This is a genomic window from Kribbella sp. NBC_01510 (assembly GCF_045040325.1).
Taxonomy (GTDB): domain Bacteria; phylum Actinomycetota; class Actinomycetes; order Propionibacteriales; family Kribbellaceae; genus Kribbella.
The window spans coordinates 8,204,003-8,215,901 of the sequence record NZ_CP109418.1; the positions used below are offsets into that span (position 1 = coordinate 8,204,003).

The 11,899-nt window shown below is 65.9% G+C and carries 8 protein-coding genes; 6 read left to right on the forward strand and 2 right to left on the reverse strand.

Translation table 11 applies throughout. The annotated features are described in order from the left end of the window. Window positions 1-45: 45 nt before the first annotated feature. On the forward strand, window positions 46-3,891 hold the full coding sequence (locus tag OG558_RS40140; RefSeq protein ID WP_405067701.1) for a discoidin domain-containing protein: 3,846 nt from the start codon (window positions 46-48) through the stop codon (window positions 3,889-3,891). 98 nt (window positions 3,892-3,989) lie between these two features. Here the strand turns inward: OG558_RS40140 and OG558_RS40145 are convergent, their stop codons facing one another. After that, on the reverse strand, window positions 3,990-4,760 hold the full coding sequence (locus OG558_RS40145; RefSeq protein WP_405067702.1) for a FadR/GntR family transcriptional regulator: 771 nt from the start codon (window positions 4,758-4,760) through the stop codon (window positions 3,990-3,992). Window positions 4,761-4,957: 197 nt separating this feature from the next. After that, window positions 4,958-5,689, reverse strand: coding sequence for a TetR/AcrR family transcriptional regulator (locus OG558_RS40150; protein ID WP_405072279.1), 732 nt, complete (start codon window positions 5,687-5,689; stop codon window positions 4,958-4,960). A gap of 77 nt (window positions 5,690-5,766) precedes the next feature. Between OG558_RS40150 and OG558_RS40155 the strand changes: the two genes are divergently transcribed. The 5 genes from OG558_RS40155 to OG558_RS40175 all read left to right on the forward strand — a co-directional run bounded on the left by OG558_RS40155 (window position 5,767) and on the right by OG558_RS40175 (window position 11,719). Continuing rightward, window positions 5,767-7,905 carry an MMPL family transporter gene (locus OG558_RS40155; RefSeq protein ID WP_405067703.1) on the forward strand — a complete coding sequence of 713 codons (2,139 nt, stop codon included), beginning with the start codon at window positions 5,767-5,769 and terminating at the stop codon, window positions 7,903-7,905. Between the two features lie 418 nt (window positions 7,906-8,323). Next, window positions 8,324-8,662, forward strand: a complete 339-nt coding sequence (locus OG558_RS40160; protein ID WP_405067704.1) for a hypothetical protein — start codon at window positions 8,324-8,326, stop codon at window positions 8,660-8,662. Between the two features lie 141 nt (window positions 8,663-8,803). Beyond that, a complete protein-coding gene (locus OG558_RS40165; protein ID WP_405067705.1) occupies window positions 8,804-9,127 on the forward strand; it encodes a hypothetical protein in 324 nt (107 codons plus the stop codon). Between the two features lie 86 nt (window positions 9,128-9,213). Continuing rightward, window positions 9,214-11,349 (forward strand): MMPL family transporter, encoded by a 2,136-nt coding sequence (locus tag OG558_RS40170; RefSeq protein WP_405067706.1) that lies wholly within the window; start codon window positions 9,214-9,216, stop codon window positions 11,347-11,349. 190 nt (window positions 11,350-11,539) lie between these two features. Continuing rightward, window positions 11,540-11,719, forward strand: coding sequence for a hypothetical protein (locus OG558_RS40175; protein ID WP_405067707.1), 180 nt, complete (start codon window positions 11,540-11,542; stop codon window positions 11,717-11,719). Window positions 11,720-11,899 lie beyond the last annotated feature (180 nt).

Below are 11,899 nucleotides of genomic sequence, written 5' to 3' on the forward strand. Positions count from 1 at the left end.
GCATCACGTCGCCTCGGACTTCTGCCCAGCTCAAGGAGATCGACAGTGAGACGCACAAGAACCGCATCCTTACTAGCCCTCGCGGCGACCCTCGCCGCGGCGTTCCTCCTCGTACCGCCCAAGCTGTCGGCGTACGCGCAGCAGACGGCCGGCAGTGCCCCGTTCATCAACTCGTGGCTGGTGTCAGGCCCGTTCGACGCGCCGGTGGCCGACAAGCTGTACGAGTGTGAGGTCCCGGAGCCGGTGAACTATGCCCCGGCGGCCTCCACGATCACCGCGTCGTCGTCGACGCTGGCGGTGAATCCCGTGTCCTACCTGGTCGACGGGAGTGCGAGGAACCAGTGGGTGACGGAGAACGACTCGAGCCCCTGGGTGCAGTTCGCCTGGGGCAGTCCGATCTCTCTCAACGAGGTCCGGATCGCCCAGTGGGGCGACGGCCGGCACGTGAACAACTGGTACCACCTGACCTTCAGCCTCGCGGACGGAGGCTCCGTCGAGTCGGGCCGGGTGGACAGCGCCTCCGCCAGTCCGTCCACGCCGACGGTGTACTCCGCGGATCCCGGGCTGACGAACGTGGTCGGGCTGAAGATCGAGATCGACAAGGGGCGTACGCCGTACCCGTCGATCACCGGACTGTCCGAAGTCGAGGTGTACAACCGGCCGGTGCCGGTCGACGGGAAGACCCAGATCACACCCCAGCTGGGCGAGACCCTCGGCGCCGGGACCGAGCACCACGAGTGGGAGTACTTCGACGACCGGATCTACAACCGCAACTACGACGATTACCAGGACCTGTACGGGTACTACACGGTCAAGAAGGGCGTCGACACTCGCAACAAGTACGTCTACGCCAGTACCTACGTCTACAGCCCGGACGCGCGGGACGCGTTCTTCGACGTCGGCGCCAGCGGGTCGTACCGGATCTACGTGAACGACCGCTGCATGACACCGCCGAGCACGCCGGTCGAGGTACAGAAGGACCTCACGAAACAGGCGGTCCACCTGCATCAGGGCTGGAACAAGCTGATGATCCAGATCAAGCACACCTACACCGAGGACGTGAACAGCAACGGCGTACCGATCGCCAATGATCAGAACGTCGCCTACCTGGGGTTCTACGGAAGGGTGGCGGACCAGAACGGCAACAAGGTCAGCGGGCTCGTCAGCTCCGTTGCGGGCCCGGCCGAGTCGTTGCGAGTCGTCTCCCAAGGGCTGTCGACCGACGACCCGGTCAAGGTTCCGCTGCCACGGAACAACATGCCGACCGGGTACCGGGAGTGGCCGTACGTCTGGAACAAGTCGACCAGCACGGCGAATCACGGCGTCGCCGCGTCGGCGTTCCAGTTCATGGCCGGCGGAGGCACCCCGGGCTACTCCTGGAAGATCGTCGACGGCCGACTGCCGGACGGGCTGGAACTCAACGCCGACGGCACGATCGCGGACGGCCTGGTGAACGGGAAGGCCGACCTCGGCAGCACCAAGGGCATCATCACCGGTGCCGCCGCAACGGGCGACTACAACTTCACTGTGCAGGTCACCGACAGCGCCGGCAGTACTGCGACCAAGACCTTCACCACCACGGTGAAGGAACGCCCCAACAAGTCGTTCGAGGAGGGCCGGGTCAGTGCCCTGACCCACGCGACACCGACGTACAACTACTTCGTCGATCCCAACTACTCGGTCGACCTCTGGGCGGCGAGAGCCAAGCGCGAAGGACACTCACTGGTCTCGGTCGAGGCCCTGCAGCAGAACTACTTCTGGCCGTCGAAGTTCGCGGACCCGAAGCACATCAGGCAGCTCTACCTGCCCAAGGACGGCAACGGACAGGTGGTCGACGGTCTGAAGCAGTACGCGCAGGCCGTGAAGCGGTACGGCATGCAGTTCGGGCTGTACTACGCGACCGAGGGCGGCGGCCTGCAGCACTACTCCACCGACGTGTTCGTGCAGAACGTCGAAGACCTGATCCGGCGGTACGACCCGGCATACCTGTACTTCGACGGTCCACAGGCGATGCCCAACGCGAACTACGACGTGATGTACAGCGCCGTACGCGACCACAGCAACGACATCGTCATCGACTCGAACGCGTGGGGCGAAGAGTACGGCGACCCCGACCTGCGCACCGGCGAAGCATCCGGCATCTACTCCAACGCCGCCGCGAACCATCTGGTCAAGCGGACACCGATGGAACCGTGGAAGATGATTCGCACCAAGAACCAGGTGTCCCCGTACTACGGCCAGCGCGACGACTTCCGGCAGGTCACCCAAGAGATGATCATGAACGCCGGCCGCGGCTACGTCGACAACAACGACCAGACAGTGATCGACAGCCGAGGCCCGAACTGGGACTCCCCCACCCAGATCGCCACCAGGTACCCGAAGGGCGTACAGGAATTCATCGACGTCCGGGAGAACCTGGCCGACTGGTTCGCGCCCACAGGTCTTCCCGAGCGGCACGAGGCCACGACCGGTACGACGCCGTACTTCCTGGCTGGCTACGGCTACGAGGACGACGGGCGCGGCAACTACGACAAGTTCGCCTTCCCGAACAGCACAACTGGGCCGCAATGGGGGTACGCGACCGCGCGGGACAACGACGTCTACCTCCATGTCATCAAGGGCCCGGACGGGAAGAAGGGCTTCGACGCGATCCCCGGACGGACACTCACCATCCGCCCCGTCAGCGATCGGGTGAAGTCGGTGACCTGGCTCAATCAGAACGTTCCAGTGACGTCGTTCAGCCAGACAGACGACAGCCTGACCATCAACCTCGCCAACGTCGAGGAGGACCCGATCGACACGATCATCAAGATCGTCACCGACAACCCGGCGCGGAAGTACAAACTGACGAACGTCGTCGCCACCGGCGAACAAGTCTCGTCGCGGGTCCTACGGATCCGGGCCGAGGGATACATGACGTACCCGGCGCTGAAGGCGAACCTCTCGGCAATCCGCTACACGAGTGCGGATCCCGGCATCGCGAAGGTCGTACCGTCCGGAATCGTGACCGGCGTCGCGGACGGTACGACGACGATCACGGTCTCCGGTACCTACGAGGGAGTCACCAGCTCGGACACCTTGAAGGTCCACGTCAAGGATGGCTCCGTCGCCGTCGGCGAGGACATGATCAGCGCGTCCTTGCTGGTCGACGGGAAGGAGACGTACGGCGAGTTCGGCCTGAACGACGGGCTCCCGTACGAAATCGAGGGCAGGTCGGCCAAGGGTGGTGCGATCGGAGTCGACGCGGCCCGGATCAAATGGCACGGCGGCATCGTCGATCTGGCCGGCGGCGACAACTACACCCCGCTGGCCATCAAGGAAGTCGACACCTTCAAGTTCGAGAAGAACACAATCGTCACTCCGCAGGTCGACCAGCTCACCAGAGGAGTCGTCTGGGCTGACATCACGCTGAACGGCAAGACCGTCACGACCAACCGGGTCTTCCTCGACCTGCAGCCGTACCGTGACCTCACCAAGACGGCACGGATCACCGCGGGAAGCAACGAGGAGAGGCTAGGGACGCTGACCGACGGACAGACCATCGATGCGAAGCATTTCGACAGCCTGAAGTGGTCCGCTCCCACCGGTACGCCCACCTGGATCCAGTTCGAGCTGCCGGCGACGTCCGCGCTGTCGAATCTCGACCTGACCTTCAACACGCAGGATCAGCAGTACCTGAACACGCCGAAGACGATGACAATTCAGACCAGCGTCGACGGGGTGACCTGGAACGACGTCAGCACTGTCAACGGGCCGACCGGCAAGGCCTACTTCGGCGTCTACAACCAGTACCCGTTGAACGTGCAGGGTCGATACGTCAGGTTGGTCTTCGAGGGCGGATCGAACGGCCCGGCGATCGACCTGCTCGAGGTAGCCGTCAACGGTAGGTAGATCAACAGCACGCGGACGCCATCCCGGCGATGGTTGCTGCCTGGTGCGGCTCAAGCCCGGACCAGGCAGCGACCACGATCCTCGGCCGGCGATGCAGATCAAGCGGTGCCGTCGGCGGGGAAGAGACGGCTGTGGATCTCCTGCTTGAACTGCTCGAGCGTTGTGTCGATGTGCTTGGTCATCAGCGTCACTGCCTGCTGCTCGTCGCCAGACCCGATGGCCGTCGCGATCGCCGAGTGCTGCTTCGCGGCCGCCACAGTCGAACCACCCGCCACGCCCGCCAGCCCGATCACGCTGATCTGCCGCTGCAGCCGTTGCACAGAATCGACACTCGCGGACAAGAACATGTTGGACGACGCGTCGCCAATGGCTCCGTGGAACTTCTCGTCGGCCCGGTTGAACGCCTCGAGATCCCCCTCCCGCGCGGCGTCCGCGGTCAGCTGTGCCGCCTCACGCAGCGCCTTCACCTGGGCCGGAGTGGCCCGCTGCGCCGCCAGCTGTGTCGTCGTAGTCTCCACGAAACGACGGAACTCGAAGATCTCCTCCACCTGGCGAAGATTGGTCGGCAGGAAGTGGGACAACGACTCCCGCCACCGCGCGGCCTCCGGCTCCGCCACGTAGATCCCGCGGCCCATCTGAACCGAGATCCGCCCGAGCGCGGACAGAATCTTGACCGCCTCCCGGACGATGGTCCGAGACATTCCCACCGCCTCCGCGAGATCCTTCTCGGTAGGCAACCGGTCGCCGGGCTCGAGGCGTGCCCGGACGATGTACTCGAGGATTCGCTCTGCCGCGATCTCGTATCCGGGACGGTATCCGCCCTCCGCACTCGTCTGCGCGGGTGACGACCGCTCGGACCGATCCGGCATCTCTTCCCCAATCTCGCACCGACATGCCCACCGAGTGCGCCCTCGCCACCGCACGCTAGGGCCAAGATACTTCACATCCACACAGCCAACGGCGAGCGCCCATCGAACAATGAACCAGACCAATATGCTCATCTCGACTGCGCAACTCTGCCGGACCTGACCTCACAGACGCGGACCCGCTACGCGACACGTTCGACTCATTGCTCGTCTGCTCGATCCGTCTGGCCGCTCTCAATGGTCCTGCGCGTGATCAGACCCCGGCCGACCAGGTCAAGGAACGCGTCGATCAGAGGTCCCCGTGCTGAGGGTGCCTGTCCGGCCATGGGGCCGAGAAGTAGCTCCGACAGCCCATGCACGGCGGCCCACGCGTTCAAGGCGGCGGTGTCGCGATCTGCCGCGTCGAGAACCCTCGCGTCCACCATGCCGTCGAGCGCCTGCTCGAGCAGTTCGCCCGGCATCAGCCCGGAGTCGCCCACGCCACGTGCTTCATCCCCGGAGTGATCGGCATCGTCGCCGGGACGAACCGGCGCATCCTCAGCATGAGCCGTGGTCTTGCTCGGCGCGAACGCGGCGGCGAACAGTCCTGGTTCGCTGAGGGCGAACTGAACGTAGCCGCGCCCGACCGCGCCCAGGCGGTCGATGGCGTCTCGGCCCGGTTCGCCGCTCGGCCGGCATTTCGCCAGCTCGGCCTCCATCGAACGCGCCAACGCGGACAGGGCGTCGAATGCCACGGCCTCGACCAGTTCCGGCAGCGCGCTGAAGTGCCGGTACGCCGCGTTCGGTGAGACGCCGACGCGTCGCGCCGCCTCGCGCAACACGATTGCGGACGGACCGCCTTCTCGGGCGAGCTCGGTGCCCGCTTCCACCAGGGCGCGGTGCAGATCGCCGTGATGGTAGGGCGGATGCCTTTTCGCGTCGGGTGCGGTCACGACAAACAATGTTGACACCGTGAACTTCACGTGGCAAGTTCACAGTGTCAACATCGACCGCCGTGAGGGAGTTCGCCGTGTTCTATCGACTGGGTCTGAAGATCGTCGCCCGCGCTCGGGTTGTCCTCGCGATGAGTGTCGTTGCGCTCGTGATCTCGGCTGCCCTCGGGGTGGGTGCGTTCGCCCGGTTGCTCAGCGGCGGGTTCGATGATCCGGCCTCGGCCTCGAGTCAGGCGAAGGTTCTGCTTGACCAGAAGTTCGGCGGTGAGCCGGATCTGATCTTCCTGGTGCACGCGCGGACCGGGACTGTCGACGGCACCGCCGTCACCGCCGCGGGCCAGGCGCTGGCACACCGGTTGAGCGCCGATGCCAGATTGCGTGGCGTCACGTCGTACTGGACCACACAAGCGCCCGGGCTGCGATCGCGCGATAGCACCGACGCGCTGATTCTGGCCAAGGTGATCGGCGACGAACAGACCGCTGATACGAACGCCAAGGCCCTGCTTGCCGACTACGCCCACCTGGACAGCCCGGACGCGACGGTGCGCATCGGCGGTGCCCGGGGAACCGATGTCGCCGGCCAAGTCGGCAAGGATCTCGCGGTGGCCGAGGCGATCGCCGTTCCGATCACTGTGGTGCTGATGATCATCGTGTTCGGCAGTCTGGTCGCGTCCCTGCTGCCGCTCGCGATCGGGGTTCTCGCGATCTTCGCCACGTTCGCGGAGCTGGATCTGCTGACGCACGTCACGAGTGTCAGCGTCTTTGCGCTCAACCTCGCGACCGGGCTGGGACTGGGCCTGGGCATGGACTACGCGCTGCTCATGGTCAGCCGGTTCCGTGAGGAGTTGGCCAAGGGTGTCGATGTCGGCGATGCGGTCGCCCGCACGATGGCCACCGCCGGGCGCACGATCGCGTTCTCGGCACTCGCTGTCGCTGCCGCATTGTCGGCGATGCTGGTGTTCCCGGTCTACTTCCTGAAGTCGTTCGCCTACGCCGGGGTCGGCGTCACTATCTTCTCCGCGGCCAGCGCATTGCTCGTGTTGCCGGCTCTGCTCGCGGTCCTCGGCCGGCGAGTGAACTCCGGACGGATCCGCGCGGTGCGTAGCGTCGAAGCGCCGTTCTGGGGGCGACTGGCTGCCGGCGTGATGCGTCGCCCAGTCGTGGCTGCGCTCCCGGTTATCGGGGTGCTGCTGTTCCTGGCGACACCGCTGCTTTCGGTCACTTTCGGGACCCCGGACGAGCGGGTCCTGCCAACGAGTGCGGCGAGTCACGAGGTCGGCGACGCTCTGCGCAACGACTTCGCGACCACGCCCGACGTCATCGACGTACTGATCACCCCCGCGCTTTCGCCGTCCGAACTGCAGGGCTATACCCAACAGCTCAGTCACCTGAGCGAGGTGCAACGAGCCGACATCACCATCGGAACTGCCGGGGCCGGTCAGCCAATCTCGCAGCGCGTGAGTCTGAGCACCGGACTGGACGCATCCTCCGGCGCAGCGCAGGACCTAGTGAGGCAGGTACGTGCGGTGTCCGCGCCAGCGGGAACAACGGTGCTCATCGGCGGCGCCACCGCGACTCTCATCGATGCGAAGCAGGCAATCAGCTCCTACCTGCTACTGGCAGGGGCGCTGATCGTGGTGACCACCTTCACCCTGCTGTTCCTGTTCACCGGCAGCATCCTGCAACCGATACGTGCCCTGCTCGGCAACACCCTCACACTTGGTGCGACGCTCGGCGCAATGGTGTGGATCTTCCAGGACGGTCACTTCGCCGACGTCCTCGGCTTCACCCCAAGACCCACCGACACCGCGATGCCGGTCCTGCTGTTCTGCATCGCCTTCGGGCTCTCGATGGACTACGAACTCTTCGTCATCAGCCGGATCAAAGAACTTCACGATGCCGGTGTCTCCAACGCTGACGCGGTCACCGGCGGGCTGGCTCGCACCGGACGTATTGTGTCCACCCTTGCCGCGTTGCTGGCCGTCGGCTTCTTCGCCTTCGGTAGCAGCCACGTCAGCTTCATCCAGTTGTTCGGGCTCGGTACCGGACTCGCGATCCTGATCGATGCCACCCTGGTACGCGGCGTCCTCGTCCCCGCCTTCATGCGCGCGTTCGGCGAGCGGAGTTGGTACGCACCAACGCCGTTGCGGCGAATCCACAACCGGATCGGCGTCAGCGAGAACCCACCCGACAAGGCAACGCTGGTCAATGCCTGACTCCCGCAACCCCCGAGCAGTTGCTCTCCGCCACCGCCGCCGGCGTCGACGCCTCGCGCCTACTAGACACCGCCCAGGCCCTTACGCCCGGCATGCCTCGACAACACGTCAGCTTCGTCTGCGGCGACATCGCCGACTTCGACCGCGACGACTTCGACGCCGTGCGCAGGAAAGGCCCGAAGCCTCGAGGCGGAAGGCCATACATCCAGTCGTCACTCAGATGAGGGAGCAGCGGATCCAAGCAGATCTTCAAACTCGCGACAGCGACGCTTTCGATCTGCCGACTTCTCGTCATTGCCCGGATGAACCAACTGCCGGCGCCACGACGAACCCTCTGCGAATCGGTGTGAACCGATCCACGACGCGATGGCTACACTGAGCTCTCGTGGGAAGGGGTATCCCGAAGTACGCAGTCCGGATGACCGATCGGTGGCGGATCGTAGAGATGAGCGGCTGGGACCGGGATGCCATCGACCTGGTCGAACCGGGTTTCATCGAGTTCAGCGCGGATGGGACCGGTCAGTTCGGCTTCATCGCCGTCCGCGGTTGGCTGGACAGCCGACCAGTCGAACGAGACGACCGGCCCGCTGTCGAGTTCACGTGGGAGGGCGTCGACGAGGGCGACCAGGTGAGCGGACGCGGCTGGGCGGTTCTCGTCGACGACGAGACGATCGAGGGCCACCTGTTCTTCCACCTGGGCGACGACTCGACGTTCCGGGCAGAACCCTTTACCCCTGCCGACTCAGTGGGTGGGTAGTGAGCGAGTACCAGTACTACGAGTTGCTGGCGATCGACCGACCGCTGGACAAGGCCGAGCAGGTTCCGCCTGCCGTGTGATCTGCTCGATCCCGAAGTTGTCGAGAACTACTGCGCCGCCGACCAGGCGAGTGCCTGGACCGTGGGCGACTTCATCGTGCTCGACTTCACCAGCGATGACGAAGGCGGTGAGTCCGAGTTCGACTACGACGCCGAGGCGTTGCTGTCCGCGCTCGTCGGAGTTCGTGGAACTGCGCGGGTGCGGATGGAGCTGCTGCACCGTTTCCGCGGCGACACCGCCCCGACCATCCCCGTCCCAGCCCGCCGGACCGTGGCCGACCTGCTCGACAACGCGGCACGCCGGCGAGCCGACCACGACCGTCGGCTGGCCGCCCAGCGCGCCGAGGTCGTCGGCGTGGGTCTCGCTCCACTGGGCCGCTTCGTGCAGCCCCAGCTCCGCCGCTAGGAGAGCCGGCGGGCTCCTAGTCGTCCGCGAGCGCGAACGGTGTCGTTCCGGTCCGCGGGGCCGATCAGGCGAGTAGCGTTCGGCCTATGGTCGCTGCTCTGGGAAAGCTCGTGGTCCGCGCCCGCTGGTGGGTCATCGCCGCCTGGATCGTGGCCGCCGTGGTCATCGCGATGACAGCCCCCGCCCTGCAGTCCACGCAGGACCAGTCGGAGTTTCTGCCCGGACACTACGAGTCCGTCAAGGCGCTCACCGTCCAGCAGGAAGCCTTTCCCGAGCGCGGTGAGATCGGCGCGATCGTGGTCTTCGACCGAGAGGATGGCAGCGCGCTGACCAAGGACGACCAGGCCAAGGTGTCCTCCATCGCCGCGCAGCTCAACACCAAGGGCTACGACAACCTCGGCGCTGCGGCCGCTGCCCCGCCGTCGGACAACGGGTTGGTGCAGGCGATCTTCGTGCAGGTCAAGCCGGGCAAGAACGCCTTCGACCCGGCTGCTGTCGAAGACGCCCGGAGCCTGCGCGCCGACCTCGAGCCACTGGTTCAGGGGACCGGCCTCCGCTCGGGTGTAACGGGCCCGGCGGCCCAGTCGCTGGACTCCCAGGAGTCGTCCCAGCAGGCGCTCGTCGTGGTCAGCGTCGTGACCCTGTTGCTCATCGTGGTCCTGCTCGCGCTGATCTTCCGTAGCGTCATCGCGTGCGCCCTGCCCATCGTGACCGTCGCCCTGGTCGGGACGACCGCCACCGGGCTCATCGCGGTGGCGAACGAGGCGTTCGACCTCAAGGCCGACAGTTCCATTTCGGTGATCTTGTTCATCGTGCTGTTCGGCATCGGGACCGACTACATCCTGTTCTTCCTGTTCCGTTACCGCGAGGCCCTGCGGCTGGGCTTCGACAGTCGAGGCGCGGTGTCCCACGCGGTCGAGCGAGCCGGTGAGGCGATCGCCTCGGCCGGCGGGGCGGTCATCATCGCCTTCATGGCGATGGTGCTGTCGTCCCTGAGCATCTTCCGCTCGATCGGGCCCGCACTGGCGATCGCGGTCGCACTGGCCGTACTCGCCGCGTTGACGCTGGTCCCCGCGGTCGTCGCAGTCCTGGGGCCAAGGGTCATCTCCTGGCCGTCGAAGAAATGGATGGTCGAGCCCGAGGCCACCCGGTTCCGCGCCATCGGGCGGTCGGTTGCCGCGCACCCGGTCCGCTACGCCGCCGTCGCGGCGGGCTCGCTCGCCGTCCTGTCGTTGTTCGCCATCGGGTTCAACCCAACCTTCAACTTCTCCGACAGCAGCACCCAGAAGACGGAGTCGGGCCAGGCGCTGATCACCTTCCAGAAGGGCCAACCCAGTGGCGCCGCCGACCCCACAACGGTGCTGCTGCGCTCGACCGGCGACCAGCCGCTCGACGACGCCGAGCTCAACGCGTACGCCACCGAGCTAGGCAACGCGGAGGGCGTCGCGTCGGCGGCGCTGACCGCCCGCACAGATGACGTCGCGGTGTTCACCGTCGTCCTCTCCGACGACCCCACGTCCGACGCGGCGATGGCGAACGTCGAGGGTCCCGTGCGCGACACCGCGCACTCGGCCGCGCCGGACGGGACCGAGGCTTTCGTCGGCGGCACCACGTCGATCTTCGTCGACCTCGACGACGCGATGGCGCGCGACTACTCGGTCGTGTTCCCGGTCGCGGCAGTACTGATCATGATCATCTTGGCGTTGCTGCTCCGCAGCCTCGTCGCACCGTTCTACCTCATCCTCTCGGTGGGCCTCGGCTTCACCGCCAGCCTGGGCGCGACCGTACTGGTCTTCCAACACCTGCTGGGACAGCAGGGGCTGATCTTCATCCTGCCGATCTACATCTACCTCTTCGTCGTGGCGTTGGGCACCGACTACAACATCTTGATGGTGGCGCGCCTGAGAGAAGAGGCACGAGGAGGGCTCGAGCCACGGCCCGCAGCGGCCAAGGCGATCGAGCATGCCGGTCCGACGGTCGCGGCCGCCGGCCTGATCCTCGCCGGCACCTTCGCCTCGCTGATGCTCGCCGAGGGCACGTTCTTCAAATCCTTGGGCTTCTCGTTCTCCATCGGCATCGCCATGGCCGCGTTCGTGATGGCGCTCTTCCTGACCCCGGCGCTCACCGCACTCATCGGGCACGCCGCGTGGTGGCCCGGCCACGGGGACCGCGCCACCGACACAGTCGAGGAGCCCGTCGAGGCGCACGTCCTCGAGAGCTGATCCCACCGGAATCGCTCCGGTCAACTGTCAGGGCACCGTTGCGCTCTGCGATCGCCGGGCATGCAGGCCCGTGGGCGGATAGTCGGCTCAATCAGATCGCGAGTCTGAGCTCCTTGAATGCGCTGGCCAGCCCCAAACCGGCGCGGCCTCGACTCCCAACCCGTAGTGACCACGGCGCAGGTTCTGAGTCTTGATCGCCATCGCACGCTGGGGTGAACTGTCAACCGGACCCTCGATCACCAAAGACGCGCTCATCCCGATCTGGCTCGTGCTCCTCCCCGGAATCATCAACCTCATACTCCTCACCCGCGCGACCGCCCCCGACAAACTGGATGGGCGCCGCCCGCAGGCAACCAACGCCGCCAGCTGACAGCAGCCCATGCTGGCGGCATTGGCCGGCCAACCAGCTCGTCCTAGTGCTGCCCCAGCTATGGGCGTCGACAGCAACGAAGGAGGTGTGCATCAAACCCGGGGTGGTTCAGATCCTTCACAGGTCTGCGGCTGGGGAGGAGGATCTGAGTTGGGGGTGGAGAGTCCTGGACGATGTGGC

Coding starts and splice junctions, on each gene's coding strand:
- OG558_RS40145 (WP_405067702.1), bottom strand. CDS start 4,760: ATGCCGGATCGGTCCGAGCGGTCGTCACCCGCGCAGACGAGTGCGGAG.
- OG558_RS40160 (WP_405067704.1), top strand. CDS start 8,324: ATGACCGATCGGTGGCGGATCGTAGAGATGAGCGGCTGGGACCGGGAT.
- OG558_RS40170 (WP_405067706.1), top strand. CDS start 9,214: ATGGTCGCTGCTCTGGGAAAGCTCGTGGTCCGCGCCCGCTGGTGGGTC.